Source organism: Pseudomonas sp. BF-R-24, from assembly GCF_019947335.1.
Lineage (GTDB): Bacteria > Pseudomonadota > Gammaproteobacteria > Pseudomonadales > Pseudomonadaceae > Aquipseudomonas > Aquipseudomonas jessenii.
The window spans coordinates 25,135-51,514 of sequence record NZ_JAGYGG010000040.1 but is presented as its reverse complement, the minus strand read 5'-3'; the positions used below and the strand labels follow the sequence as shown (position 1 = coordinate 51,514).

The following is a 26,380-nucleotide window of genomic DNA, read 5'->3' as shown; positions in this document are numbered from 1 at the left end:
AGAAGAAGGTTGTGCCTTGCGCCGCCAGTTCGTCGATGCTCGGCGTCGGCATGCCGCGACCCACACCGCCGCCATAGGGGCCCAGGTCACCGTAGCCGGTATCGTCGGATACGATAAAAAGGATGTTTGGTTTTTCTGTCTGCGCTGCCTGGGTAAGGTTAATTGCCATCAGGAGGGAACATGCTAGGTACAATCTAGTGCGGTGCGAGAGCCTATTCATGTGGATTTCCTTTCTCAAGTTCCGATCCTTGTTGCGGCCGCTCAAGTATCGAGAGCAATACAACAAGGAACTTCGTCAGTAATCCCCCCAACTTTTAGCCTGGACGGTTCAAGGGAACGGTGTAACGATTGGATCGAATCCCTCTTACCGTTCAACGCGCTCGTGAAGCCTAGTACGAAAAATTTCTATCTGTCTTATTTGGGGGGCGCAATTAGAGTCATTCGTCGCCTTTTTGCCCGTGATCCCACATCAGCTTTTTCTGGCTTTCGGTGTAATAGATCCGAGGTCTTTGCTTTATCTGCAACACTCCTTCTGCTTACACAGAATTTAGTTGTGTTGCATCGACCGGTTGAATCCACAACCCATTGCGGACACTCAGAATGATGCGAGGAGGCGATTACCCCTTGTGTGAGCCAGAAAGTGACCAGGCTGTATGGGCGAACCGACTTTTTCAACAGAACCGACCGTTTTCTGTCGGTCGAGATTGGCAGCTATGGGTTGATCAGCGCTGATCGCAATAAGGACCGTTTGGAGTGCTCTGTAGGTGTTGCGCCTGGCACAGAGCGACCAAGACGGACGTCCACGGGGACAGCGCTCTGACCGCAGGCAACGGCCGTACTATAATTAATGTCTGTCAATGTTTGTGTGGCGAGCGCTCCAAAACGAATCAGGAATCCATAGCGTTCACCTGACAGGCAGAGGGCAGCACAGCAAATGGGATGGACAGTACATCTGATTACGCGAGAGAGGGTTCAGCCATGAAAATTCACTCCTTCCAGCATTATTCTCATGGTCTGGAAATGGCCGTTCACGATGCATGGATTACCGCCAAGGTGAAGTCGGCCCTGGCATTTTCCGATCCGACCCTTAGCCTGCATATCAATGTCAAAACCCATGCGGGCATAGTGGGGTTAAGCGGCCGCGTCAACACTCATAGACAGTGTGAACAGGCCATTGGTCTGGCCCGTTCGGTTCATGGTGTCGCCGAAGTCGATGCCAGCGACTTGCAGACCCATGTGTTCACGCCAGGGAGTTTTCCAGAAGCGCCCAACGCCGAAGAGAGCACTGAGCGCCGGCCACAATCGTCAACAAAGATGGACGACAAATGATAATGGCAACTTTGTAGGCGCCGCGCTCCCAGTCGGGAACCGAGGTCTCTGCTTCATCTGCAACACTCCTTCTGCTTACACAGAATTTATTTGTGTTGCATCGACCGGTTGAATCCACAGCCGAAAGCAGTCACTCCGGCGCCATCATCAGCGCGAGCGTCATCTTGATGAGCTCTTCATTTTTGTCGATGGCTTCCAGGGCGCCGCGCACGTTGTCGGCGACATCGGCCGCGCTGCTCGACCCAGTTCGAATGCTCCAAGATGGCGGCTTCGAGGGCGAGCTGGTTTTCGTTGATCTTGAATAGCAGGGAAGGGAGCAGGTCTGAATTCGGCATAGGCGATTACTCGGCGGATGAGCGCATCGCAGCAGTGGCAGTACTGGTTCGCGTGATTGCCATGTCGTGGGTTACAGCGTTTCTGGTGATCCTGTGATATAGCTAGTGGCCATGTGTCTGCACATTTCAGTTACCATCGCGTATCTAGGAATAGTGAGCGACTACTCGCACGCGTTGCACATGGAAGGGAATCAATAACATGGATGGTGTGCGTTCTGTACAAGTTATCGCCGTGACCGGCGGAAAGGGCGGCGTCGGCAAGACGACTGTGGCTGTGAATCTTTCATTGGCGCTGGCGAAACTTGGAAGGCGAGTCGTATTGCTTGATGGCGATCTTGGCTTGGCGAATATCGATGTCCTGTTGGGGCTTTCCCCGCAGTACACGCTTGCCGATTTAATCGAAGGTCGCTGTGAGCTATCCGATGTACTTTTGCGCGGTCCGGGCGGGATACGAATCGTCCCTGCGGCTTCAGGCATCCAGAGCATGGTGCATTTGTCTCCGACTCAGCACGCAGGCCTGATCCAGGCCTTCAGTGAAATCGGCGACAGTCTCGATGTGCTGGTGATAGACACAGCTGCGGGCATCGGCGCGTCGGTGGTCAGTCTCGTCCGGGCGGCCCACGAAGTCTTGCTGGTGGTCTGCGACGAACCGACCTCGATCACCGATGCCTACGCACTGATCAAACTGCTTAATCGTGATTACGGAATGGACCGTTTCCGGGTGCTGGTCAATATGGTGCAGAGCCCGACGGAAGGTCGCGCGCTGTTCGCTAAATTGGCCAAAGTCACCGATCGCTTCCTCGACGTAACCCTGCGGTATGTGGGAGCGGTTCCGTACGATGAATGTGCGCGTAGGGCAGTGCAGAAGCAGCGAGCAGTCTACGAACACTTTCCGCGCTCCAAGTGCGCCCAAGCATTTCAGGAAATCGCTTTAATGGTCGACGCTTGGCCCTTGCTGGCTACCCCCAGAGGGCATATGGAGTTCTTCGTTGACCGACTCGTCCATAATTCGAGAAGGTGACATTTCTCTCCCGGCCGTATGAGTGGTGCGATTGTGGTGTCCGCTTCTGCCTAATAAGCCTGGAAGCGCTTTTGTTGGGTCGGCTTGCGCAAAACCTCCTCTGGAGGCCGCGTGTTTCCGTTTGTATAAGCACAAAAAAGCGGGTGTTTTGCCACCCTTGTAAGTAACTGTATTCGTTTAGAAACAATAGGTTAGGCTGCTACAGCCCCCAGCATGGGGTGCTAGGGGACGAGTGTTCGAATTACTCCGTCCCGACCATATAATTCAAAGGGTTGCGAGATTTTATCTCGCGACCCTTTTTTATTTTTGGTCGTTTTACCCCTACAAAACGACTGGTTCTGGGTGGATGCGTCTTACATCTTGTCCGGTTTGATACGATTTGTTCGCGATGAGCCTGTTTAGAAGACGACTTGGTTTGGCCGCAGCCATTGAAGCAGGTGTCAGGCGCTTCATTCTGGTCTCTGTCTTCCCCCGATGCGCTGCGTGGAAGCCCGTTATCCGAAGGTTTCGAAAATTACATTGCCGTGAAAAAACGAGCAGATGATCACTTGGTGGGGACGGATTTGAATTGGGTGGAAACGGCAGCGGCCAAGAGAAGGGGTTTACTTGCGGGTGATTCTTTATTTTGTTTATGTGGTCAGTCATCCTATGATTATCCTAAAACGACATCAATCGCTGTTTTCTTAGGTTGGAATGACACGTCGTGGCTCAGGCGCAGTGTTTGCACGAGCCGAGCCTGGTTAGATACCGTCCACGCAGCCCGGCGCTGACCCGCGAGCTTGAAACATTTATAAACACACTCGCTCAAGATTAGTTGTACGACGTCGTATCTAATGTGTTCGACTGCGCTCGTTCTCACAAAAAAAATAAATGGAGATACCCTCTATGACGAGCATTCCTTCCGTAGAAGGCCAGGCTGCGGCGCCCGCACAAAATCGATTTTCCCGAATACTCAAACTGCTGGGCCCAGGAATCATCGCCGTACTGTCCTGGCTGGGCGCAGGTGATCTGATCACGTCGTCCGTGGCCGGTGCCAATTACGGTTACGCAATGATGTGGGTGCTGGCGGTCTCTCTGCTCTTGAGATACCTGATCGTAAACATCATCGCTCGCTTCCAGTTGTGCAATAACCAAGGCATGACCATCCTGCAAGGCTATGCGCAGCTGAATCCCTTTTTCGCCTGGTTCATGCTCGTCTACGCCCTGCTGATGGGGCACTTGATGAACGCCTACATGATCAAGGGGGCGGGTGAGTCGCTGGCGATGCTGTTCAAAATCGACCAGCCACTGCTGTGTTCATTGGCGGTGGTACTCGCTGTGTGGATGCTGGTCGGTCGTAATATTTATTCGATGATCGAAGGCGTGATGAAGATGCTGCTGGCGATCATGACCCTGGCCTTTATTGCCTTGGCCGTAATGTCAGGTCCCGATGTCGCCGGTATCGTTAAAGGCACCATCGGCTTCAGTATCCCGCCGGATGAAGGCGTGCATGGCGCGCTGCTGGTGGCGGTATCGGTTATCGGCGCGGTTGCAGGCTCCATTGCCAACTTCGTGCATCCGTATGTCATGCGCCAGAAGGGCTGGGTAGGGCCGCAGCACAAGCGTGTTCAACGTAACGATTTGCTGTTTGCAGTGTTCGTCGGGATCGTCATCAACCTGGCCATCTGGATCGTCGGCGCGGAAATTCTGCGGCCCAACGGCATCGAGGTGAAGACCTTGGGCGACCTTGGCAAGGCGCTGGAAATTTTCTTTGGCCCGATTGGTTGGTATGTGTTCTTCATTGGCGTGTTCGCGACACTGTTTGCCAGTATTTCAGGCAAGACCACCGCGTTCCCGATGCTGATTACCGATGCCTTCCAACACGTTCGTCCTGAACGTCGCGAAAAGTACGGTAAAGAGTTTCATCATGATCCGATGCACAAATGGTTCATGCTTTTTATCCTGGTGACGCCGTTGATCTGGTCGCTGCCAGGCATGCCGGATTTCGTAACCCTGACCATTGGTGTCAGCGCGTTGAACATCATTGGCTTGCCGGTCATTTCCCTGGGCCTGCTGATCATGTCCAACCAGAAGTCGCTGCTGGACAAGAAATATCGCAACAACCTGTTTGAAAACATCGCGCTGCTCTTTGCTACAGGCCTCGCGCTGTGGGTCGCCTTCCAGTTGGGCGTCGATCTGTTTACCTGACACCGAGCCGCCAAGGGGACGCAACGTCCCCTTGGCGGCTAGCGTTCAATCAGTCACAGACCCTTGCGGCATTCTCCCGGCGAAACTGTCCACCAGGCTCGCCACCACCATCTCGCCCATCCGCGTGCGGGTCTGCAGCGTCGCGCTCGCGCGATGGGGCTGCAGCACCACTTTTTCGTTGGCAAACAGTGTCTCGGGGACGTTCGGTTCATCGACAAACACATCCAGCGCCGCACCCGCGATCTCACCAGCGGCAAGCGCCGCCACCAGATCGACCTCGTTGACCAGCTTGCCGCGCGCCACGTTGATCAGATACCCGTCCTTGCCCAGCGCCTGCAGCACCTCGGCATTGATGATGGCTTCAGCCTTGTCGGCAGCGGCCGCGAGAATCAGCGCATCACTGTTGCTGGCAAGCTGCTTCAGGTCGGCGATGAAGGTGTGGTTTACATCGCTCATCGGCTGCAAATCGGTGTAACTGATCGGGCAACCGAACGCTGCGGCGCGGGTCGCCACGGCACGACCGACCCGGCCCATGCCGACGATGCCAATGCGCATGCCGGACACTTGGCGCGCCAACGGCAACGGGGCCAACGGTGTCGGGCTATGGGGCCATTGGCCCGAACGCACATAACGATCACTGGTGCACAGACTCCGGCACACGGCAATCAATAATCCGATGGCCAGGTCCGCGACATCTTCGGTCAGCGCGCCGATGGTCGCGGTTACGCGAATTCCGCGATCCCTGGCGTATGCCAGATCCACCGCATCAGTGCCCACGCCATTGACCGCCACCACTTCCAGCTTGGGCAGTTGCGCCATGAGTGCCTGGCTGATACCGGTATGCCCGCCGGTGATCACACCGCGAATGTTCGCGCCGTGTTCCTGCAAATAAGCCTGCTTGTCGGCCTGCTGGAAGTAACGTCTGACGGTAAACAGCTCATCGAGCCTAGCGTTGATTTCAGGGATCAGGATCGGGCTGAGCTGCAAGACTTCTGGCTTCATATAAAACCTCGCGTAACGGAATAAAAAAGGCCGGTTTAACCGCGACCGGCAAACGGCATGGCGCTGGCCATGACGGTCATGTTCAGGACGTTCGCCTCCAGCGGCAGACCGGTGATGTAGCGCACGGCATCGGCCACATGCTTGACGTCCACCATCGGCTCCACGGCGATGGTGCCGTTGGCCTGGCGCACGCCTTTAGTCATGCGCACCGACATTTCGGTCAGGGCGTTGCCGATGTCGATCTGGCTGCAGGCGATGTTGAATTCGCGCCCGTCCAGGGCCAGGGATTTGGTCAGTCCCAGCACCGCGTGTTTACTGGCGGTGTAGGCGCTGCTGAAGGGGCGTGGGGTATGCGCCGAGATCGAACCGTTATTGATGATGCGTCCGCCCTGTGGCTGTTGCCGGCGCATCAGTCCGAAGGCACCACGGGCGCAGAGGAAAACGCCGTTGAGGTTGGTGTCGATCACGTTGCGCCACTGCTCGAATGTCAGTTCATCGAGCGGCACGGCAGGGGCGTTGACCCCGGCATTGTTGAACACCACGTCGAGGCGTCCGTATACCTCGGTGATGGTTGCAAACAGTGCATCGACACTGGCCGGGTCGCGCACATCAGTGGGGACCGCCAACGCTTCGTGTCCTTCGCTGAGTGCCAATTCGACCAAGGCCTGCAACGGCTCCGGCCGACGTCCGGCCAATACCAGGGTGAATCCGTCGGCCATCAGAGCCAGGGCCACGGCGCGGCCGATTCCGCTACCGGCGCCGGTGACCAGGGCCACCTTTAAAGGAAGAGTGTTAGACATGTTGTTATCTCCTTTTTCAATTCACGAGGGCGTGTGCCGGGTTCAAGGTCGCTGACCAACGCGCATTTCCAGTTGGCCGATGCCGGCGATCCCGGCGTTGATGATGTCGCCTGGTTGCAGCACATCGACGCCTGCCGGGCTGCCGGTCATGATCAAGTCACCGGCCCGCAGCGCTACCGATTGCGAGATGCGGCTGATGATTTCACTGACCGACCAGATCTGGCTGTCGAGGCTGTCGCGCTGGCGTTCTTCGCCGTTGACGTTTAGCCACAACTCGCCGTCCGGGTGTCCCGCGTGAGTCACCGGCACGATGGCGGTCATCGGTGCGGCGCCGTCGAACACCTTGGCACCTTCCCACGGCAAACCATTGCTTTTGGCCGCGCGCTGGACATCACGACGAGTCAGGTCAAGACCGACGGCATAGCCCCAGACATAGGCCAGCGCCTGACTCTCCGGAATATTGGCGCCGCCTTCACCGATGGCCACGACCAATTCGATTTCGTGGACAAACTCTTCAGTCAACGGCGGGAAAGTCACTTCACCCGCCGCATCCACCACGTTGCTCGCCGGTTTCATGAAGAACACTGGCGGCTGACGGGACTGGCCTTGGGTGTCTGGCCAAGGGTAGTTGCGGCCGACGCAAAATACCCGGCCGACGGGAAAGCGCTGCTGGCTGCCGGCAACCGGCAAGGTCGCAGGCAGATCCGGGGTAAAAACGTATTCGGTCATAGTCATTTTTGTAGTTGTCCTGTTGGAAGCATCAGCCTACGGCGGCTTCGTTTTGCGAAGTTGGACGAATGCCACCTCGTGTTGGAGAAAAACGCTTTTCTGCGCTCAGCGCGCCTTGAGTTCGATGCGATACAAACGACCGAGCAGCAACGAATAGGACAAGGTACCCATCAGCGCCACGCCACCAATGAACCAGAAGGCGTAGGCAAACGAGCCTGTCGCGTGGACGATGCCACCAATCACAATCGGAGTGACAATCCCGCCGATGTTGGCGGCCAGGCTGGTGACCCCGCCGGTCAGTCCTATCAATTCCTTGGGCGCGACCTCCGACACTGCCGCCCACGACGAAGAAGCGATTCCCTGGGCGAAGAAGGCAATGGTCAGCACGGCAATGCAGATCACGTTCGAGTCGGTGAAATTCACCAGCACAATCGACATCCCCAGCATTGATCCGACCACCAATGGCAACTTGCGAGCGAAGGACATTGAGTAACCACGGCGTATCAGCAAGTCGGAGACGATGCCGGCGAGCAAGATGCCGACCGTTGCGCCCACGAACGGTAGCACCGCGAAGATCCCGGCCTTGATCATGGTCAACTTGCGTTCTTCGATCAGGTACGTCGGGAACCAGGTCAGGAAGAAGTACAGCGCTGAGGTGCTGGCGAACTTGCCGATGCAAATCGCCCAGATCTGCCGATAGTTGAACAGCTCGGCGATCTGCCGCCAGTTGAACCGGGTGCGTTCCTGGCTGCTCTTGACCAGTCCACCCCCGGCTTCGATGTACTTCAGTTCTTCCGGGCTGACGGTCTTGCAGTTCAACGGATCGCGGTACAGGTACAGCCAGATCACTCCGAAAACAATGCCGAGTAATCCGGTGCTGTAAAACACATGGCGCCAGTCATAGGTCGTGGCCAGCCATAACAGCACGCCCGTGAACAGTGCCGTGCCCAGATATTGGCCGCACACGTAAATGCTGCTGGCCAGGCCCCGTTCGCGGGCCGGGAACCATACCGTCACCGCACGGCTGTTGGCCGGAAAGGCTGGAGCTTCCATGGCGCCGACGGCTAGGCGCAGTCCGAACAACGACGCGAAGCCCGTGGCGAAGCCCTGGCACACGGTGACCGTCGACCAGCTGATCAGTGATACACCGTAAGTGAACCGGGATCCGAAGCGATCGGCAACAAACCCGGCGGGCACCAGGGCGAGGGCGTAAGTCCAGGCAAACGCGGAAAAAATCAGGCCCATTTCAATCTTGTCCAGGCCCAGGTCCTTGGCGAGGAACGGCGCCGCAATCGAAATGTTCACGCGGTCGATGTAGTTGATGATGGTTGCAATCAGCAGCAACGACAGCATGAACCAGCGCCTACGCGTCGGCAGTCGTTGTGGCAGCAGGGCGTCCCGGGCGCCGGCATTCACCGACGGCGCGGTGGACGGGGAGGTTTGCGAGTTCGACATGAGTAGACCTTTTTATTGTTAGAAGAATCGAGATGTTCGCGCGCAGCCGAAGCCGATGCCGCCAGTGTCGGGGCAGAGCAATCGCTACTTGAATGAGAGGCGCGGACAGCCGCTGTCAGGCGCTCAGATACGCCTTCGGACTGGCTCGATCTGGGGAGGGTTGGCGAGGGGGAAAATCAGGTTCATCACGTGCGCACCTTTTGATTGTTTTTGGACGGGTCGGGCTGCATTGGCTGTCACAGTGGTCGTACAACATCTCAAAATCAACGGGGGCGTTAGATCGTTTTTTCTTCTGAAAAAGGCGATTAATGCAGGTGTCCAAGAAAAATCAAATCAGCTCATTTCCTTAGTCATGCTTCATGCGTTTAATAAGATTATGTTTTTAAATGATTAATTATTTTTATGTGCTCGTAGTTTTTTGGACGGACGACAAATCACACACGGATACAATTAATTCTCTGAATTTCGTTGTCATCCTATGACATGTTGAGGTCAGCAGGGTCTGCCTTCACAATCAGCGCGGTCGCCGCCTGCATCGCGGCGCGACGACAACCTGTCCATGTACCTGTCGAGGATCCTCAGGCGATGTCGTCACCCAGTCGAGTACCCACTTACGTCATGCAGCAGCGCAGCGAATTGACGGACTTTTACATCCGCGACAAAAAGGGACGGCGCGCCGAAACCAGCCCGCATCGCCACGAGTATTTCCAGATCCAGGTCAACCTCGGTGGCGATACAATGCAGCACATCGGCAATGTCGAACGTCCGTTTCCGCGCAACACGCTGGCCTTCATCCTGCCGCATCGCGTGCACGTGATTCCGCATCCGGCCGACAGCAACTTCATGGTGATCAATTTTTCCCAGACCTTCCTGCTGCCGCATTTGCAGTGCGATCCGATGGATCTGGAGGAAGTCTCGATTCTGCTGGCGCCGGAGTTGTCGCCGTTCCGCTTTCAAGAGCATCTGGATTTCATTCTGGCCGATGAGGATTTCAACAAAGTCTGTGCCTTGATCGAACAGATGCGAGTCCTGGATGAGAAGCGTCAGTTTGGCACTCGCGAGATGCTCAAGGGGTTGTTGCTGCAACTGGTGGGGAGCGTTTGTGCCTTGTATGCCGAGCCGCTCAAACGATTGGCCGAAGAGAATGCCGCCGAAGTCAGCCGACGCGATGCGCTGAGCAGGATGTCGGAATACTTGCGCAAGAACATCGCCGACCCCGACCTCAACTTGATTAAAGTTGCGGCGGCGACCTACCTGTCCCCGACGTACCTGACGCATTGGCTGCGCAGGGAAATCGGCAAGACCTTCACCGAACTGGTGCTCGAACGCCGAATGCACGCTGCACGCAATTATTTGCTCAATGGCACACGACCGGTGGGGGAGGTGGCGAGGTTGTGCGGTTTCGCTGACGAGGCATATTTTTCGCGACGCTTCCGCCAGATCCACGGCCAGCCACCTGGGCAATTCAGACGTCAGCAACTCAATCCTGATACGCCGCAATCGCCGTCCAACACGTGATCGACAGTTGTAGGTGATGTGGCGCTAGATACGAGGTCGATCCGGGCGCACCGGATTGGGGATGGGGTGATCGGCAGTTGGGCGCAACGCAGCGCGCTGCACTGAGCGAATCGTTCATTCGCAGAGTTGGCCGTCAGTAAAATCTGACGGCCTTCGCTTGCCGCTCTTCAACCTGCAGGTGCCCCACAAACGCCACGTTGCTCAAGCGCGGTTCACTGCATCGGCACCTTGAGGTGGCAGGTGAACATCAGCTGTACTGATTTGCCGAACCAGCAGCGGATTTTAGCTTCCTGGAATGGGTCAGCTGATAAGCAATTGCCAACCAAATGAACCACCCTGGCATGACCAGTAAGGCAATACGAGTGTCAGGTCTTAATGCCAACAGGCAGAGAACAAACCCCAGGAACGCCAAGGAGAACCAGGCCATCGGCACGCCGCCAGGCATCTTGTAGGTCGATTGCGTATGCAGGTCGGGTCGGCTTTTGCGATAGGCAATGTACGACGCGAGGATGGTCGACCAAGTGAAAATCACCAGGATCGCCGACACGGTAGAAACGATGGTGAACGCTGTCATGACTTCCGGAACGATGAACAGCAGCAGTACACCCACCAGCATCAACAGTGTGGTAAACGCCAGGCTTAGCAGAGGTACGCTATTGCCCGACAAACGCCGAAAAATCCCAGGCGCATTGTCGTGACTGGCCAGTCCAAACAGCATGCGGCTGGATGAAAATACGCCACTGTTGGCCGATGAGGCGGCAGACGTCAGCACCACAAAGTTGACGATACCTGCTGCTGCGGGAAACCCTGCAACCAGAAACAGTTCGACGAAAGGGCTCTTGTTGGGCGAAACCTGCTGCCAGGAAGTCACTGCAATAATGCAGGCCAGTGCCAGCACATAAAACAGGATGATTCTCAGCGGAATCGAGTTGATGGCTTTTGGCAGGGTCTTCTCGGGGGAGCGAGTTTCGGCGGCTGCAGTACCGATCAGCTCAGTGCCGGCAAAGGAGAAGATTGCCATCTGGAATCCGGCAAAGAAACCAAACAGGCCGTTGGGGAAGGCCGCCTGTTTATCCAGCAGGTGGTTCAGGGATGCTGTAACGCCACTAGGTGATACAAAGGAGCTGGCAATCATCACCATGCTGACGCCAATCAGGGTGACGACGGCAATGATCTTGATGATCGCGAACCAGAACTCCACTTCACCGAAAAGTCTGACGGTCAGCACGTTTAGGGCGAACAGCGTCATCAACATACCGATGGCCGGGATCCAGGCGGGTACATCGGGGAACCAGTACTGAAAGAATCCGCCGACCACCACGGCGTCGCCCACCACCGCGACGCTCCAGCTCAGCCAGTACGACCAGCCGAGGAAGAATGCCGCCCGCGGGCCGAGGTAGGCACCGGCAAAATCCGCGAAGGTTTTGAAGTTCAAGTTGGACAGCAACAGTTCGCCCATGGCGCGCATGACGAAGTAGACGAACAGACCGATGATCATATAAATGAGGATGATCGACGTGCCGGAGAGGGCAATGATCTTCCCGGAACCCATGAACAGGCCTGTACCGATGGCACCTCCCATGGCCATTAATTGAATGTGACGATTGCTGAGCGTGCGCTGCAGCGCGGGCTGTTCAACCCGCTCGGACGGAGTCGATTTCATTACAAAACCTCTTGATTTTATGTTTTTGAGTTTTGGCAGAAAGGTGGCTGTCTAGCGTTCTTGTTAGGGATGCAACGGCTACTGACGGTGGTGGTTTGCGGGCGGCAGGGTTCGCGTTCACTGCAGGGTGAGTGGCCCCTTGGCACTTTGTTCAGGGGCACCACTTGTGGCTATCAACTGGCCGTGCGCAGGCGCGAGGGGACGATTGCTGGCTGCTGATCAAGCAGTTGGTAGAGATTTTTTATGTTGGAAGGCGTCGGCACCAGATGGATGCGCTCACCGATGGCATGCTCTCGCGCCAGGTCGTGCACGTAGCGCAGTGACGAAAAGTCTTCGAGGGCAAAACCCACCGAATCGAACACGGTGACCTGTGCGTCGTTCTCGCGCCCCGGGACTTCGCCCAGGACAATCCGGAAGAACTCGACGACAGGAAAGTCGGGCTCCAGTTGTTGAATATCGCCTTCAATCCGGGTTTGAGGTTCAAACTCAACGATGACCCGGGCATTGCGCAGGATCTCGGCGTGCAGTTCGGTTTTCCCCGGGCAGTCGCCGCCGACGGCATTGATATGCATGCCGGGCTCGATCATCTCGGGCGTCAGAATCGTTGCATAGGCTTTGTCTGCGGTGACTGTGGTGACGATGTGCGCGCCCTTGACCGCTTCCTGTACCGAGTTGGCCAGAATCACCTCAATATCCGGGAATGCGGCCAGGTTGTGCTTCAATTTGAGTGAAGCGTCGCGATCGATATCGAAAATGCGTATTTGCTTGATGGACAGCATTTCGTGGAAGGCGAGGGCCTGAAATTCGCTCTGGGCGCCATTTCCGATGATTGCCATGATGCTTGCACCCGGGCGCGCCAGGGACTGCGCAACCAGGGCAGAGGTCGCGGCAGTGCGTACGGCAGTTGTCAGCGTCAGTTCGCTGAGCAATGTTGGATAGCCGCTGTGGACATCGGCCAGGACTCCGAAGGCCATGACCGTCAGCATGCCTCTTTGACCGTTGTCCGGGTGACCATTCACGTATTTGAACGAGTACTGCTGGCCGTCGTCGGTGGGCATCAACTCGATCACACCGTCTGCTGAATGATTGGCAGTGCGGGGCGATTTATCAAACTGCGCCCAGCGTGAATAGTCAGCCTCAATGTAAGCCGCCATTTCGCGGATGGCCCGACAGATTCCCACCTTGGCGAACAGGTGTGCGGCATGATCGACATCGATAAAATGAGTCATTTTTTTATTCTCCGATTCAGTAGTTGAAACGCTGCGATTCAGGGCATGACTCAGGCACGTTTGCTCTCGAAACCATGCAGTACGTTGACCGCATTGATCCCGATCTCATCGACCATGTAGCCGCCTTCCATCACGAACAGGGTGGGGCAGCCCACGCCCGCGATCAGCTCGCCGATGCCGATGAAGTCTTCGCTTTCCAGCAGGAAGTGGCTGATGGGGTCGTCCTTGAACGTATCGACGCCGAGTGAAATAACCAGTACTTCAGGGGCGAATTGCTGCAGTTTCCTGCAGGCGTGGAGCAGGGCGTTGCGGTAGCTTTCCCAGGTGGTGTTCTTCGGCAACGGGTAGTTCAGGTTGTAACCTTCGCCGTGGCCGGCGCCGACTTCGTGGCTGTAGCCTGAGTAGTACGGATAGGACACTGCCGGTTCGCCGTGCAGCGAGACAAACATGACGTCGCTGCGCCCGTAGAAAATGTTCTGCGTGCCGTTGCCATGATGAAAGTCGACGTCCAATACCGCGACACGTTTGGCGCCTTGGGTAATGGCTTGCTGTGCGGCAATGGCGGCGTTGTTCAGATAGCAGTAGCCGCCCATGTATTCACGTGCTGCGTGATGGCCAGGTGGGCGACACAGGGCAAAGGCACTGTCGTGGCCTTCATCGATCAGCGCCAGTCCGGTCAGCGCGATATCGGCGCTGGTTTTTACTGCTTGCCATGTGGTGGCGGTAATGGGGGAGCCGGCGTCCATGGCGTAGAAACCCAGTTTGCCGTCGATGAAAGTCGGTACTTGCTCGTTGGCCAGATCGCGCACGGGCCATACCAGCGGCAAGGCATCGTGGGTGCGTCCGGTTGCGCACCATTCAGACCAGGCAGTTTCCAGAAAGGTTACGTAGCGCTCGCTGTGCGCGTTGACATAGCACGACCGGTCAAATGCTCGCGGTTCGATGACCTGGCCAAGCCCTACCTGTTTGACCCGATGATGGACGGTATCGGCCCGACTGGGCTGTTCGAAGGAGGGCTTGAGCACGCCGTCTTTCAATTCGGAGCCGTGGTGCAAACGGTGGGAATCACTGAAAACTGTAAACATTGTGCGCATCCGTTGATGTGAACCAGTGCAAATATTCTGTTCCGGTCTGGAGGCGCTTTCTTTGCTTTGTTTTCGTGTTTTACTAGATTGTTCGGGATTTATTACTCAGGAATGGCGTAATGAAGAAAAAATCATCCAAGCGCATCAGTCTCGACGACACCGACCTGGCGATTCTCGCGTTGCTGCAGGAGGACGCGAGTATTTCCAACGCCGAGCTCAGTGAGCGGCTGTCGTTAAGCCTTACGCCTTGCTGGCGGCGGCGTAAGAGAATGGAGGAGGCGGGCGTGATAAAGGGCTACCAGGCCAACCTTGATCGACGAATGCTGGGGCTGGATATCATGGCGTTCGTGCACATCCGTTTTTCCACCCACGCCGATCACGCTCCGGACGCCTTCGAGGCGGTGATTGCGCAATTGCCCGAAGTGTTGTCCTGTCACAAGATCACCGGGGATGCCGATTACGTACTGCAAGTGCTGGCAGAGGATCTAGATAGCTACAGCGACTTTATCGAACAGGTACTCAGGCGTCAGGTGGGTATTGCATCCATCCAGTCCAGTTTGTCGTTACGCGAGGTCAAGACCAGTAGCCGTATAGCGATACCCAAATCGAGCAGGGGGTAAAACGATTGAGGTAGTCCGGAGCCCCGACGATGACCCAGGCAACATTGGGCGACAGCCGCTGAACAATCATGCCTTCCTGAAAAACAGATCAGAAGGTGTAAACCTATTTCAGGACTACACAGCCATTAAAAAAAGCAGCCCTTTGGCACCGATAACATCGTTTCTCGGGCGCACCGCTTTTCAATATATTGGCCGCCAGATCTGGTGAATGACTCAACACTCACCACCCTCAGTGCGAGTAGTCTTAATGAACAATAAACCTGACAACGCGGGGCTTGATAACGCCGGAACCGGGACCCGAGCGGTCTGGGGCGGGGAGCAAGTCAGGCATCCCTACAACGCCACTCAAACACCGATCGTGGTCAGCGCCGCTTACGGTTACGACGACATCGACGTCTGGTACGACGTTGCGTTGGGCAAGACGCCGGGCTTTATCTACAGCCGCATGAGCAACCCGACAGTCGAGACCCTCGAAGCAAAGATTCGCGAGCTGGAAATGGCCGAGTCCGCCGTGGCCTTCAGCAGCGGCATGGCGGCGATCAGCAGTGTGCTTTTCACCTTCCTGGCCAATGGCGATCGTGTGGTGTCGACCAAGGACAGCTACGGTGGCACCAACAAGATTTTCGAAGAATTCCTGCCGCGCACGGGTGTGGAGGTGACATTGTGCGAGACGTTCGATCACGAGGAGATCGAGCGTGAAATCGCCAAAGGCTGCCAGTTGGTGTACCTGGAAACGCCGACCAACCCGACCCTGAAAATACTCGATATCCAGCGTCTGGTAGCTGCAGCCAAGCGCGTCGGTGCCGTGGTGGTGGCGGACAACACCTTTGCCACGCCGCTGAATCAGAACCCCCTGGCGTTAGGGGTGGACGTGGTCATCCACAGCGCGACCAAGTTCCTCAGCGGTCATGGCGATGTACTTGGCGGCCTGGTGTGCGGCAGCGAATCCTTGATGGCCAAGGTTCGTCATTACCGGGAAATCAACGGTGCGACGCTCGACCCGTTCTCGGCCTACATGATCATCCGGGGCATGAAAACGCTGGTGCTGCGCATGCGTCAACAGCAACGCAGTGCCCGTGCCCTGGCGGAGTTCCTCTGCACCGAACCGTTGGTTGAGTCGGTCAATTATCCCGGCTTGCCCGGTCATCCGAACCACGCTGTGGCGTGCGCGCAAATGTCCGGCTTCGGCGCCATCGTCAGTTTTGTTCTGGTCGGTGGGATGGACACGGTCAAGGTGCTCTTGCCACGTCTGCGATTCGCCCACTGCGCGGGCAATCTCGGTGCAGTGGAAACCATTTACGGCCCGGCCCGGACCACCAGCCATGTCGAGAACACGCTGGAGGAACGACTGGCTCTGGGTATCTCCGAAGGACTGGTGCGGGTCTCGGTCGGCATTGAAGACACTGACGATCTGCTCGACGATTTGAAGCAGGCGTTCGCTTTTGTCAGGTGTTCGCGCGATGAGCTGGCACAGGCAAACACACAGCACTCAAACAACAAAACGTGCATCGAGGCTGCAAGCTGAAGTTTTAACGTTAGTACCTCACGACAAGGCTGTTAGTGAGGCGTTCATGAAGTGGAATAATAATAAAACTTAGTGGCGACCTGTTTTTACTCTGCCCAGTAACTGATCGCAGACGTTAATGCGCGCCCTGACAACTTTCATGAGAACAACCATGTCCATAAAAGAAGAACAACTCACTACGCGTGCCGGTTTTAAACAGGAAATGCAGACGCGCCACATTGTCATGTTGGCATTGGGTGGCGTCATTGGTACCGGGCTGTTTCTCACGTCCGGGTACACTGTTAACCAGGCCGGTCCGTTGGGTGCAGTCATCGCCTACATCATTGGCGCACTCATGGTTTACATGGTCATGATGTGCTTGGGCGAATTGGCGGTGCAGATGCCGGAAACGGGTTCGTTCAGCACCTACGCCACGCGTTTTCTCGGACCCGGCACCGGCTACACCGTGGCGTGGTTGTATTGGCTGACCTGGACTGTGGCAATCGGCTCTGAATTTACCGCCGCCGGGATTTTGATGGCGCGCTGGTTTCCGGATACACCGGTATGGATTTGGAGCGCGCTGTTCGCAGGCTTGGTGTTTCTGACCAACGTGATTTCGGTACGCTTGTTCGCTGAGACCGAATTCTGGTTGTCTCTGGTCAAAGTGGTGACCGTGGTGGTTTTTCTGCTAATCGGTGGTGGCGCGATTATCGGTCTGCTGCATATCGATCAGGCTCACAGTATCGGGCTGAGCAACTTCACTCGCGAGGGGCTTTTCCCTACCGGTTTCATGCCGATTGCCATGACGTTACTGGCGGTCTCCTTTGCGTTCTCCGGTACTGAACTGATCGGCATCGCCGCGGGTGAAACCAAGGACCCCCAGCGCAATGTGCCACGTGCCATTCGCACGACCGTGCTGCGCTTGGCGATCTTCTTCGTAGGTACCATTTTCGTCCTGGCGACGCTGTTACCCCGTGAGCAGGCCGGCCTGGTAGAGAGTCCATTTGTCACGGTGTTCACTTACATCGGGATTCCCTATTCGGCTGACATCATGAACTTCGTGATCATCAGTGCCTTGTTGTCGGCCGCCAACTCCGGTTTATACGCTGCTTCACGGATGCTCTGGACCCTGAGTGACCAGGGTCACCTGCCCAAACAGTTCTCGGCCCTGACCCGCATGGGCACACCACTCAACGCCATTATTGTCAGCATGGCCGGTGGCGCCGCCTCTTTGCTCAGCAGCGTGTTTGCCGCCGACACCATCTATCTGGCGCTGGTGTCGATCTCCGGATTGGCAGTGGTGGTGGTGTGGATGAGCATCGCCGCGAGCCAGATTGCTTTCCGCCGTCACTATGTGGCCAATGGAGGCGATGTCCACGACCTTAAGTTCCGCGTCCGGGGTTATCCATGGGTGCCGTTGGGGGCGTTGGTCTGCTGCAGCCTGGCGTGTGTCGGGATTGCTTTCGACCCTGAACAGCGGGTAGCTCTGTACTTCGGTTTGCCATTCATCGCCTGGTGCTATTTCGTGTATTACATTACGCGCAAAAGCCGCGAGCGACGCTTGTCGGTTACCCCCTTGGCACAACCGTCCGATGCGTTCTAGGCACTGTCGACGGGGTGGGCAAGCGCGCTCGGTGGAGGGGGCGTCATTGAGGTTCAGACCATGAAGCAAAAGACGTTACCCCCATTGAACTGGTTGCGGGCATTCGAGGTGTCCGCCCGTTGCCTGAACTTCACCCACGCTGCCGAAGAACTGTTTTTGACTCAGGGTGCAGTCAGTCAGCAAATCCGCCAATTGGAAAGTCATCTGGGTGTGGCGCTGTTCAAGCGTTTGCCCCGTGGCTTGGGGCTGACCGAGGAAGGTCAGGCCTATCTGCCGGTCGTGCAGGATGCAATCACTCGACTGGCGGTGGGGACCAACGAGATTTTTGGCCAGCACAAACGCCGGCCGATCAAGGTGCGCGGCAGCCTGGCGTTTTTCGTGCACTGGCTGGCGCCCAAACTGGTGGATTTTCGCCAGGCCCATCCACAGGTCGACATCCGCTACATCAGCAACATCTGGGTCAAAGAACTGGATGGTGAGGACGACATGGAAATTCGCTGGGGCCATGGTCAATGGCCCGGCCTGGTGTCGCAGCGCCTGACTTGGGACACCTTGTTTCCGGTCTGCTCGCCAGCCCTGATGGCGAGTTCGCCGCTGACGGTGCCGGCGGACGTGGCGCACCATCCGTTGTTGCATGTCCTGGGTTACGAAGAGGGTTGGGGTTACTGGTTGAACATGGTCGGTGCAGACACCGTCGATTCGTCGACCGGCATGCAGTTTGACACACTGATTTCCACCTTGCGTATGGCCGAGTTGGGACAGGGGGTTGCCCTGGCCCGGTCCTCGATGGTTGAAGAGATGCTTCAGGACGGTCGACTGGTCGAGCCCTTCGACCAGCGCATCGAGGCCAGTGAGTCTTTTTACCTCGTACGCGGTTCCGGGGCCGACCAGCACCCCGACGCGGTCATGTTTTCCACCTGGCTGGTCGAGCAGGCACATCGTTTCAAATGAATGGCCGGAGCCAACCATGCACTATGTAAGTACCCGAAATTCGGCTGTTAAGGTCAATTTCGAAAGGGTCGTGTTGTCTGGAATTGCCGAGGGCGGTGGGTTGTTCGTGCCGCTCGAACTGCCGCTGTTCAAACCACAGGACATTGCCAACTGGTCGACCTTGCCCTATGACGAACTGGCCTATCGGGTGATCAGTCCGTTTGTTGGCGAGACGATCTCCGAGACAGACCTCAAATGCATGCTCAAGGAGGCTGGCAGCCAATTCAGCCATCGGTCCCTGGCACCTTTGCATCAGGTAGATCGCAACGAATGGGTGTTGGAGCTGTTCCATGGACCGACCCGTTCCTCGAAGGATTTTGCCGCCCAGTTGCAGGCACGGCTGGTGCAATATTTTCTGCGCAAACGCGGGCGTCGCGCGGTGGTGCTCGGTGCCACCAATGGCGACACCGGACTTGCCGCCATCGAGGCATTCAAGCACGGCGACGAAACGGACGTGGTGGTGTTTTACCCGGAGGCAGGTGTACCGCAAGACCAACTCCAGCACCTGCAAGCGGTGGCGCATCCCAAGGTTCATCAGTTCGCAGTGAATGGCAGTTTCGACGAGTGCCAGGCCATCGTCACCCGGCTGTTCCTTCAGTGGCCGTACACGCAGCACGAGGCGATCAGTTTCAACTCCAGCAACTGGGTCAGTGTGTTGGCGCAACTGGTGTTTTATTTCCACGCCGTGCTGCAACTGGGGGGCGGTCAGCGTCCGATTGGTTTCAGCGTGCCAGCCGCGAGTTTTGCCGAGGTCTATGCCGGCTACATCGCGCAGAAAATGGGCTTGCCGATCACTCAGATAATCGTTGCGACCAACCAGAATGACGCGTTGCATCAGTTGTTTCTGAAGAACCACTACTCCAGGTTGCGAGCCAACAAGACCTTGTCGCCGGCCATGGACCTGTCGATCTTTTCTAACCTGGAACGTTTTCTCTGGGAACTCTACGGGCATGACGATCAGGCCGTGAGTGCGCTGATGGCAGCGTTCGAATCCAGCGGCGAGATGACCATCGCCAACGAGTTCTGGTTGCAGGCTCGGATGATCATCGACTCTTACGCGGTCAGTGATGAGGAGACACTGAAGGAAATTACCTCGCTGTATCGTGACACCGGTTACGTCATCGACCCGCATACCGCCACCGGCGTCCTCGCGGCCAGGTTGTATCGTCGAAGCCTGGTGGCGCCGATGGTTACCCTGGGGGAAATCTCGCCGGCCAAATCGGCGGTGCTGCTCGGCGAGCTGGGGGTCAGCACGCCAGCGCAACACCGTCCGGTCCCGGCGCAAGGGCCGGAGCAGCTTTACCGGATTCAACCGGACGACCTCGATACCATCCATCAGCTGCTCGGCGCGCTGTGAAGGCGCGGCAACAGGAGGCCAAGTGAAGCGAATTCTGGACCCTCTCGATGAACACATCATCGCGGAACTGCGGCTCAATGCCCGGGCTGCCCACGCCGAGCTGGCGGCGAAGGTCAACCTGTCGCGCAATGCCGTGCGCCAGCGCATTGAACGGCTTGAGCGCGACGGGGCGATACAGGGTTATACGGTACGCACGGGGGAGGGGCGGCAAGCTTCTTCGAACATCAATGCGGTGATTTTCGTCTACCGCTACGACCGCATGCGTGGCGCGGAAGTGCTGCAGGCCCTGCGGGCAATACCGGAAGTCATTCAGTGCGATGTGATGAGTGGCGAGTTCGATCTGATGCTGCGGGTCGGCGCTGCCAGTCCGGAGCGGGTGCATAAGGTCTGGAATGAGATCTGCGCGTTGCCCGGGGTGGAAAACACGGTGACCTCATTCGTGCTGTCGTCCGTCGTCTAACCCCTTTATCGCTCTGAAAAAAGCCAACCTGTGTTGGCTTTTTTTATGCTTGGCGTTTTGCCCGGGTGCTGGTCAAAACGCCCACAAAATAGAGCAAATTGGCCTATTTCACTGCCCTGGTCGTGCCCCTAACCTAGAGCCCAACAACCCATCACCCGGATCAAGGGCATAAAAAAATGACTGAATACAAATTGGCGCTGGTTGGCTTTGGCGGTGTTAACCGGGCATTGGCTCAGCTGATTGCCGAACGTAACGAACAGTGGAATACAGAACTGGGTTTCACCCTGAAAATCGTCGGCGTGACTGACTTGTTTCTCGGTTCGGTGATTGGCCGCGAAGGGCTGGACGCCAGTGCTCTTGCCCAATTGCCGACAGTCAAAGGTGCATTGGCGCAACTGTCGGGTGGCGACGTCACAGCCCTCAATGAAGCGGTGATCAAAGATTCCGGCGCGGACATTATTGTTGAAGCCACGTTTACCAACCCGGTTGACGGTGAACCGGCCACTTCGTTCTGCCGTTGGGCGCTGGAGGGCGGCCAGCATGTCGTCACCACCAACAAGGGGCCCATCGCGTTGCACGGCACCGAGCTCAAAGCACTGGCTCGACGCAAACATGTCGCCTTTGAATACGAAGGCTCGGTCATGAGCGGCACGCCGGTTATTCGCCTGGCCCGGCAGGCACTGGCAGGCAGCTCCATTGTCGGTTTTGAAGGCATTCTCAATGGCACGTCCAACTTCGTGCTCACCAGCATGGAAGGCGGCCTGGGGTTTGCCGAGGCCGTTGCCAAGGCCCAGGCGCTGGGTTACGCCGAAGCCGACCCGACGGCGGATGTCGAGGGTCATGACGTACGCCTGAAGGTGGTGATCCTGGCGAATGAACTGTTGGACGCGAAGCTTACGGTCAGCGACGTCACGTGCAGCGGCATTTCGTCCCTCAGCCTTGGCGACATCGAAAAAGCCCGGCAGGACGGCGCTCGCTGGAAGCTGATCGGGTCGGCGATGCGCCATGCCGACGGCTCGATCAGTGCCAGTGTCGAACCGCGGCTGTTGAACAATGACCATCCGCTGGCCAGTGTTGGCGGTGCAACGAACGCGGTGTCGTTTACCTCCGAACTGCTCGGTGCGGTGACGGTTTCGGGACCGGGAGCCGGGCGCACGGAAACAGCGTTTGCGCTGCTCTCGGACATCATCAGCATCCATCAATCCATTGCACGCAACCAGGAGTAAGCCTGTGAAACTATCGCGCCTGGTTCTGGATATCGTGGAGCCGCCCATTGAAGTCTTTAACGCCTATGACGGTTCCGTCATCGGTAGCGTAACGAATGTCTGTGCGTCGCAAGTTCCGCAGTTATTGGAGACGGGACGCAGTGGTAGACGAGCATGCGCCGCATTAGCGCGTCATCGTCGGGCTCGCATTCTTGAGCAAGCCGCAATCAATATTGAACGTGATGCCGGAGTGTTTGCCAGGCTGATCGTCGATGAGGCCGGAAAGACCCTCAAACAGGCGGAAAAGGAGGTCAAACGCTGCGTCAACACCCTCAAGCTATCGGCCGAGGAGGCCAGGCGCAATGCTGGGGAGGTGGTGCCTTTCGATGCTTATGAAGGCTCCGAATCGCGTCAGGGCTGGTTTTCTCGCGAGCCCTTGGGCCTGATCGTCGCGATCACGCCGTACAACGATCCGTTGAACCTGGTGGCGCATAAACTCGGTCCGGCCATTGCGGGCGGTAACGCGGTGATTCTCAAACCATCCGAGCTCGCGCCATTGTCGGCGATTAAACTGGTGTCTTATCTGGTCGCAGCAGGCTTGCCTGAATCAGTGGTTACAGTCGCCACCGGCGGCGCAGAACTGGGCAAGGCGTTGGTCGCCGCCCGTGAGGTGCGGATGATTTCCTTCACCGGCGGTTTCGTCACCGCAGAGCAGATTGCCCGCACGGCCGGGTTGAAGAAACTGGCCATGGACCTGGGCGGCAATGCGCCGGTAATCGTCATGGGCGATTGCGACCTTCAGGCGGCTGTCGAGAGTTGCGTGTCCGGAGCCTTTTGGGCTGCGGGACAGAACTGCGTAGGCACCCAGCGCTTGCTTATTCAGGCGTCGATTTATGAAGCGTTCCGAGAGCGTTTTGTCAGTCAGGCCCGTGCGCTTGTGGTCGGCGATCCATTACTGGCCGATACCGATATCGGCCCCATGATTACTGCGCATGCTGCGCAGAATGCAGAGCAAGTGGTGAACGAGGCCTTGCAGGAGGGCGCCACGTTGCTCTGCGGCCATCGGCGTGAAGGATCGTGCTATGCCGCCACCGTGTTGGAAAACGTCGATCACTCCAGTCGACTCTGGCGCAATGAAGTCTTCGCTCCTGTGGTGGTATTGCAGCTTTTCGAAACCTTCGATGAAGCCATTGCGTTGGCCAATGAGCCCGAATACAGCCTGCATGCCGGGATCTTCACCAATGATCTGGCTACGGCGATGAGTGCTGCCCGGAGGATCGAAGCCGGAGGGGTGATGATCAACGACTCTTCCGACTACCGCTTCGACGCGATGCCGTTTGGCGGTTCCAAGTACGGTAGCCTGGGCCGGGAAGGCGTACGTTTTGCCTATGAGGAAATGACCCAACCCAAGGTGGTGTGCCTTAACACGTTGGGTTAGTCGATTCGCGGTAAATGGATCAGCTCGTATGGCATTGGGTCGGTTTGGTCACCTGCCCAATGCGTTTTACTGAATGGGGAGAAGAAGTTGAATATTTCCACTGAGCTGGATAATCGCCAAAAAAGCGTCTGTTGCGTTCTGGGGGCGGGGGGCGGTGAGATCTGAAGAATGACGACTTCTGGCCGCTTTGTGCATGTCGTGGCCGACCGAAATCGAACCGAAGCTGGCAGCAAAGCTTTGAGGGGACGGACAGTATTAAAGAGTCTTCCCAGTGTGGGCGTACGAAGGGTCATAAAATTCGAGGACGGCACTGACCTGATCAACCTGAGTACCAGCGGATTGGCCTTTGCGAATCTCACTGTTGGAGAGCAGAACGGTGAGGCCGTCATAACCGTCACTGACCAGCCGGGTGTGGGAAGCATCACCTTGACCGGTGTCCCACAGGCAGCCATCACCGAGGCGGACTTCGCCTTTACCTGAGTAATCGGCGCATGCTCACGCCAGGTGATGGCGTGAGCATGCCGAGGAAAAGGGGAGGTATTTCCTTGCTCCGAATGTGCTCGGAGGTGACTTGTGGCGGTTGCGATGATCTATGCCTGAATTCCTATGTCACCTTGTGCAGCTTGTAACGCTCGCTCCTCGGTCAGCGGCGTTAAAGTTGGTTGCGCGTTGCTGGCGTGCAAGTAAAGAAAGTAGTGCCCTGAATCGTCCAGCAATACCCGGCACAGTTCTGATGGCCGAAAGTTGTTACCGATATAAATACTTTCCTTGAGGATCTCGAAAGATTTGATCCCATGCTGTCGCATAGTCGTTTCAAAGGCTTCGTAAAGACCCTCTCTGCGGCGTAGATTGTTTCGAGCATTTAGCTTGAAAAAAACCACCATCAGCACGGCATAGCTGATAAGGAGTATCACAAGGGCGCTAGTCCGCATGCGTGGAGCTCCATGTCCTCTCAATCGCTGTGCATCTCAGTGTAGGCGCGTTCCTGGTGGAGTTTAAGGGAAGGCACGCATCAAAAAATTCTCATAAGGGTCAGGCGAGTCTTTTTCGGACTCGCCCATCTTTTATTTGGCGACAGGTCTCGCCGGGCTTGGCGATTGGCTGGTTGATAGTGACGGTCCAGCCATACGGTCCGTGCGTTACAAAATTCGCGTACGGTGCAAGAGCGCTGCCGTTGAGTCAGGTCGCGCGCGCCAGGATGGCCTGCGCACGGCCAATGACAGGCGCGTCGACCATTTGCCCGTCGAGCACGAATACACCTTCACCCGAACTGGCGGCGTCCATGATGCGTTGTGCCCAGAGCAGTTCCTCCAGACCGGGTTTTAGCGCTTGATGGATAATCGCCACTTGGCTCGGATGGATACATAACGCGCCACCAAACCCCATGTCGCGGGCAAACTGAACGGTGCTGTGCAGGCCGACGGTGTCCTGTATGGAAGGAAACACGCCATCCAGCGCCGGAGCGAGGCCGGCCACCCGAGTCGCGAGCAGTACTGCGTATCGAGCGTGACTCAGGATCTCTTCGGCGGCAGGACTGCCGGTGGTCAAATTCAGGTCCAGGCCCAGATCAAGACTTCCGAATGACAAGCGCTCAACGCCTTGGGTCTGGGCAATCGCTTGGAGTTCGGCCAGGCCCTTGGCGCTTTCGATGATGGGCCAGATCGGTTTTTGAGTATTGGCGCCCGTGAGAACGTGCTCCGCGCTTTCTGCTTTGGGTAGCAAAATACCGATCACGCCAGCGTGTCGTCGACAAAGCTCCAGATCTGCCATGTGGGCCCAGTGATCCGGAGCATTGACCCGCACCAGAATCCGGGCTTGCGGATTGTCACTCAAAAAGCGCTCCAGGTTATCCCTCGCCTGTTCCTTGAGGTTCTCCTGTACGGCATCTTCCAAATCAACAATGACCCGGTCCGCACCGGTAGCGATGGCTTTGGGTATGCGCTCCGGACGAGTGGCCGGGACAAAAAGGGCGGAGCGAACAATGGAGGTATTCATGGTGTTTCTCCCGCGCTGAACTCGACTTCGCCGGTCTGCGCCATGCCGTCCTGATTACCTGCCCAGAGCTGTGCCTTGCCGCTATCAATCAGGCGTCCGCCGACCTCGAAAGGCTGAGGCGAAATCAAGGGACGGACGCCACGGAAGGTGAAGCGCTTCAAGCGCGCGTTCGGGTGCGCTTTGGTAAACGCGCGCAAATTCAGCGTGGCGATCAAAGGACCATGCACCACCAATCCCGGGTAACCCTCGGTCTCTGTGACGTATGGCCAGTCGTAGTGAATCCGGTGGCCATTGAAGGTGACGGCGGAGTAACGGAACAGCAAGGTCGGGGAGGGGACGACCAGGTCCCGCCATTGGCCCTCCGGTATCGCCTCGATGCCGCTCAGTTTGGGTGGAGTGGGTTCCCGATAGACAATGTCCTGCTCATCCTGCAGGGCGCGTTTGCCATCCTGAAAATACTCATGGCGCACCGTGACGAACAACAAGGAACCCGTGCGACCGTGCTTCTCTTCGACGTTGAGGATGGTTGACACACAGGTCACGTCAGCCTCCACCTTCAACGGCTGGTAAAACTCAAGTCGACTACCCGCCCACATGCGGTTGCGGTTGTGGGCGGGCGGCAGGAATCCCCCGAGCGCCGGATGACCGTCCGGACCCAGTTCGTCGGCGGTAACCGGTTCCTGAAAAAACGCCCAGTGCCACAAAGGCGGCAGCGATTCACCCGACCGGGGTACCGGCTCGCCCATCGTCGCGGCAATACGTTTGACCAAAGTAAAACTGATCCGGTCCTGGCTTTCCTGACGACGTCCAATCCAGGCTGAAAAATCGGAACTGCTCATATTTATCGCTCCTGTC

Annotated in this window: 23 protein-coding genes and 1 pseudogene; 13 read left to right on the top strand and 11 right to left on the bottom strand. The window is 57.0% G+C overall.

The window, feature by feature from the left end; translation table 11 throughout:
• The first annotated feature begins 978 nt into the window (after window positions 1-978).
• A complete protein-coding gene (locus KGA98_RS24060) occupies window positions 979-1,329 on the top strand; it encodes a BON domain-containing protein (RefSeq protein WP_150812540.1) in 351 nt (116 codons plus the stop codon).
• 130 nt (window positions 1,330-1,459) lie between these two features.
• Here KGA98_RS24060 and KGA98_RS24055 read toward each other — a convergent pair.
• A pseudogene (locus tag KGA98_RS24055) lies at window positions 1,460-1,664 on the bottom strand (hypothetical protein).
• A gap of 199 nt (window positions 1,665-1,863) precedes the next feature.
• On the opposite strand from KGA98_RS24055, the gene KGA98_RS24050 reads away from it, so the two are divergent.
• Complete coding sequence (locus KGA98_RS24050; RefSeq protein ID WP_150812735.1) at window positions 1,864-2,685, top strand: MinD/ParA family protein; 822 nt, start codon at window positions 1,864-1,866, stop codon at window positions 2,683-2,685.
• An 885-nt stretch (window positions 2,686-3,570) separates the two neighbouring features.
• Window positions 3,571-4,872 (top strand): Nramp family divalent metal transporter, encoded by a 1,302-nt coding sequence (locus tag KGA98_RS24045; protein ID WP_150812736.1) that lies wholly within the window; start codon window positions 3,571-3,573, stop codon window positions 4,870-4,872.
• Between the two features lie 45 nt (window positions 4,873-4,917).
• Here the strand turns inward: KGA98_RS24045 and KGA98_RS24040 are convergent, their stop codons facing one another.
• The 4 genes from KGA98_RS24040 to KGA98_RS24025 form a co-directional block, all read right to left on the bottom strand.
• Window positions 4,918-5,874, bottom strand: coding sequence for a 2-hydroxyacid dehydrogenase (locus KGA98_RS24040; RefSeq protein WP_150812737.1), 957 nt, complete (start codon window positions 5,872-5,874; stop codon window positions 4,918-4,920).
• Window positions 5,875-5,909: 35 nt separating this feature from the next.
• Window positions 5,910-6,674 carry an SDR family oxidoreductase gene (locus KGA98_RS24035; protein ID WP_150812738.1) on the bottom strand — a complete coding sequence of 255 codons (765 nt, stop codon included), beginning with the start codon at window positions 6,672-6,674 and terminating at the stop codon, window positions 5,910-5,912.
• A 42-nt stretch (window positions 6,675-6,716) separates the two neighbouring features.
• Complete coding sequence (locus KGA98_RS24030) at window positions 6,717-7,409, bottom strand: fumarylacetoacetate hydrolase family protein (protein ID WP_150812739.1); 693 nt, start codon at window positions 7,407-7,409, stop codon at window positions 6,717-6,719.
• A 99-nt stretch (window positions 7,410-7,508) separates the two neighbouring features.
• Entirely contained in the window at window positions 7,509-8,858 is a 1,350-nt protein-coding gene (locus KGA98_RS24025) for an MFS transporter (RefSeq protein WP_150812740.1), read from the bottom strand.
• A gap of 585 nt (window positions 8,859-9,443) precedes the next feature.
• Between KGA98_RS24025 and KGA98_RS24020 the strand changes: the two genes are divergently transcribed.
• A complete protein-coding gene (locus tag KGA98_RS24020; protein ID WP_150812741.1) occupies window positions 9,444-10,376 on the top strand; it encodes a helix-turn-helix transcriptional regulator in 933 nt (310 codons plus the stop codon).
• Between the two features lie 247 nt (window positions 10,377-10,623).
• Here KGA98_RS24020 and KGA98_RS24015 read toward each other — a convergent pair whose 3' ends face one another.
• The 3 genes from KGA98_RS24015 to KGA98_RS24005 form a co-directional block, all read right to left on the bottom strand.
• On the bottom strand, window positions 10,624-12,039 hold the full coding sequence (locus KGA98_RS24015) for an amino acid permease (protein ID WP_150812742.1): 1,416 nt from the start codon (window positions 12,037-12,039) through the stop codon (window positions 10,624-10,626).
• 173 nt (window positions 12,040-12,212) lie between these two features.
• On the bottom strand, window positions 12,213-13,268 hold the full coding sequence (locus KGA98_RS24010; RefSeq protein ID WP_150812743.1) for an ornithine cyclodeaminase: 1,056 nt from the start codon (window positions 13,266-13,268) through the stop codon (window positions 12,213-12,215).
• Between the two features lie 50 nt (window positions 13,269-13,318).
• The gene (locus KGA98_RS24005; protein WP_150812744.1) at window positions 13,319-14,353 is read right to left on the bottom strand and encodes a histone deacetylase family protein; all 1,035 of its coding nucleotides are present in this window, start codon (window positions 14,351-14,353) and stop codon (window positions 13,319-13,321) included.
• Between the two features lie 119 nt (window positions 14,354-14,472).
• On the opposite strand from KGA98_RS24005, the gene KGA98_RS24000 reads away from it, so the two are divergent.
• The 9 genes from KGA98_RS24000 to KGA98_RS23960 all read left to right on the top strand — a co-directional run bounded on the left by KGA98_RS24000 (window position 14,473) and on the right by KGA98_RS23960 (window position 24,010).
• Complete coding sequence (locus KGA98_RS24000; protein ID WP_150812745.1) at window positions 14,473-14,973, top strand: Lrp/AsnC family transcriptional regulator; 501 nt, start codon at window positions 14,473-14,475, stop codon at window positions 14,971-14,973.
• A gap of 247 nt (window positions 14,974-15,220) precedes the next feature.
• Window positions 15,221-16,498 carry a cystathionine gamma-synthase family protein gene (locus tag KGA98_RS23995; RefSeq protein WP_150812746.1) on the top strand — a complete coding sequence of 426 codons (1,278 nt, stop codon included), beginning with the start codon at window positions 15,221-15,223 and terminating at the stop codon, window positions 16,496-16,498.
• Between the two features lie 151 nt (window positions 16,499-16,649).
• Complete coding sequence (locus tag KGA98_RS23990; RefSeq protein ID WP_150812747.1) at window positions 16,650-18,080, top strand: amino acid permease; 1,431 nt, start codon at window positions 16,650-16,652, stop codon at window positions 18,078-18,080.
• Window positions 18,081-18,140: 60 nt separating this feature from the next.
• Window positions 18,141-19,031: a LysR substrate-binding domain-containing protein gene (locus tag KGA98_RS23985; protein WP_150812748.1), complete on the top strand. Its 891-nt coding sequence runs from the start codon at window positions 18,141-18,143 to the stop codon at window positions 19,029-19,031.
• 16 nt (window positions 19,032-19,047) lie between these two features.
• Complete coding sequence (gene thrC, locus KGA98_RS23980; RefSeq protein WP_150812749.1) at window positions 19,048-20,427, top strand: threonine synthase; 1,380 nt, start codon at window positions 19,048-19,050, stop codon at window positions 20,425-20,427.
• A 22-nt stretch (window positions 20,428-20,449) separates the two neighbouring features.
• Window positions 20,450-20,887 (top strand): Lrp/AsnC family transcriptional regulator, encoded by a 438-nt coding sequence (locus KGA98_RS23975; protein ID WP_150812750.1) that lies wholly within the window; start codon window positions 20,450-20,452, stop codon window positions 20,885-20,887.
• Window positions 20,888-21,063: 176 nt separating this feature from the next.
• Window positions 21,064-22,113 (top strand): homoserine dehydrogenase, encoded by a 1,050-nt coding sequence (locus KGA98_RS23970; RefSeq protein ID WP_150812751.1) that lies wholly within the window; start codon window positions 21,064-21,066, stop codon window positions 22,111-22,113.
• Between the two features lie 4 nt (window positions 22,114-22,117).
• Window positions 22,118-23,530 (top strand): aldehyde dehydrogenase family protein, encoded by a 1,413-nt coding sequence (locus KGA98_RS23965; RefSeq protein WP_150812752.1) that lies wholly within the window; start codon window positions 22,118-22,120, stop codon window positions 23,528-23,530.
• Window positions 23,531-23,698: 168 nt separating this feature from the next.
• Entirely contained in the window at window positions 23,699-24,010 is a 312-nt protein-coding gene (locus KGA98_RS23960; protein ID WP_223504134.1) for a hypothetical protein, read from the top strand.
• A 110-nt stretch (window positions 24,011-24,120) separates the two neighbouring features.
• On the opposite strand, the gene KGA98_RS23955 is transcribed toward KGA98_RS23960, so the two are convergent.
• The 3 genes from KGA98_RS23955 to KGA98_RS23945 all read right to left on the bottom strand — a co-directional run bounded on the left by KGA98_RS23955 (window position 24,121) and on the right by KGA98_RS23945 (window position 26,364).
• Window positions 24,121-24,462, bottom strand: a complete 342-nt coding sequence (locus KGA98_RS23955; protein WP_150812753.1) for a hypothetical protein — start codon at window positions 24,460-24,462, stop codon at window positions 24,121-24,123.
• A 247-nt stretch (window positions 24,463-24,709) separates the two neighbouring features.
• Complete coding sequence (locus KGA98_RS23950; protein ID WP_150812754.1) at window positions 24,710-25,525, bottom strand: HpcH/HpaI aldolase/citrate lyase family protein; 816 nt, start codon at window positions 25,523-25,525, stop codon at window positions 24,710-24,712.
• On the bottom strand, window positions 25,522-26,364 hold the full coding sequence (locus tag KGA98_RS23945) for a MaoC family dehydratase N-terminal domain-containing protein (RefSeq protein ID WP_150812755.1): 843 nt from the start codon (window positions 26,362-26,364) through the stop codon (window positions 25,522-25,524). Before KGA98_RS23945 ends, KGA98_RS23950 begins: the two co-directional genes overlap by 4 nt.
• Window positions 26,365-26,380: the final 16 nt, after the last annotated feature.